Annotated in this window: 2 protein-coding genes; one reads left to right on the top strand and one right to left on the bottom strand. The window is 49.0% G+C overall.

Going from position 1 to position 1,013, the window contains the following annotated elements:
• The first annotated feature begins 34 nt into the window (after positions 1-34).
• Positions 35-283 (top strand): hypothetical protein, encoded by a 249-nt coding sequence (locus F6K49_RS52950; RefSeq protein ID WP_293111155.1) that lies wholly within the window; start codon positions 35-37, stop codon positions 281-283.
• 158 nt (positions 284-441) lie between these two features.
• Here F6K49_RS52950 and F6K49_RS52945 read toward each other — a convergent pair whose 3' ends face one another.
• Positions 442-621 carry a hypothetical protein gene (locus F6K49_RS52945; protein ID WP_293111153.1) on the bottom strand — a complete coding sequence of 60 codons (180 nt, stop codon included), beginning with the start codon at positions 619-621 and terminating at the stop codon, positions 442-444.
• Positions 622-1,013 lie beyond the last annotated feature (392 nt).

Raw genomic sequence — 1,013 nt, 5'->3', positions numbered from 1 at the left:
AGATGGGGAGATGGGGAGATGGGGAGATGGGGAGATGAGAAGTGTGGGAAGTGTGGGAAGTGTGGGGAGATGGGGAGATGGGGAGATAGGGAGTAGGGAGATGGGGAGTAGGGAGATGGGGAGATGGGGAGATCTCATAAGGGTAGGTTTTTTACATTTGGGTAAAACATGGGACGACCGAGAGGGAGAGGAAAAGGAAAACAACGAAGAAGCGATGCATCGCTTTCTTATCCCCCACACCCCACACCCCACACCCCACACCCCACACCTGAGGTCTTTGTAAAAAACCTACCCTTATGAGCTTGGGGGTCCCCCCCATGAGCGACTGCATCAAGACAAAACCCCCTGGCTTGATCAGCCTAGGGGTATTCCAGGGATTAATTAAGATCAACTAATTCAAAGCCAGCCGTCAGAGATTCCTTTCAAAGATGCCTAAAGGTACTAAGTGCCAACCGGTTCGGCTGGATCAGTATCTCCGTTACCTTCGGCCTCAATGAGCTCCATGTCCTCATATTTGTCAAAGCACTTACGCTTAGCAGCGACAGCGATGTCGAGAACAATGGGTACTTCTAATTTGATCGGAACTTGGAACACACAGGGTTTATGATATTTGTAAGGCATGGGTTTTACCTCTTGCTGTAATTAGGTTTCATCAACACATTTCTAGAATGTCAGATCTAACTCTGGCTTCACAGTACCCTTGAGGGTACCTTTTCTGTTAAGGATGATTAACGTTAAGTTATTTTAACTAGTTAACCGGTGTCTTTTTGACCTGACGGGGTGACAAGCAGCATTGTTAGCCTTACTAGGTGGGGCGGGGGCGCGGGCAAACGGATGTAGGGTAATTTGACAAATCGAGGAGCCCAGGTTGGTAGAGAATGCGATGCTCTGAAAGAGCCGCTACGCGATGCTCTGAAAGAGCCGCTACGCGAACGCATAATTCCCCTTTCAACTGGAATGCGATGCTCTGAAAGAGCCGCTACGCGAACGCATAATTCCCCTTTCAACTGGAA

The sequence above is a fragment of the Moorena sp. SIO3I6 genome (assembly GCF_010672095.1).
This window is presented reverse-complemented; position numbering and strand designations above follow the sequence as displayed.

Bases quoted from the DNA above. Each gene is read 5' to 3' on its own strand.
- F6K49_RS52950 (WP_293111155.1), top strand. From the start codon at position 35: ATGAGAAGTGTGGGAAGTGTGGGAAGTGTGGGGAGATGGGGAGATGGG.
- F6K49_RS52945 (WP_293111153.1), bottom strand. From the start codon at position 621: ATGCCTTACAAATATCATAAACCCTGTGTGTTCCAAGTTCCGATCAAA.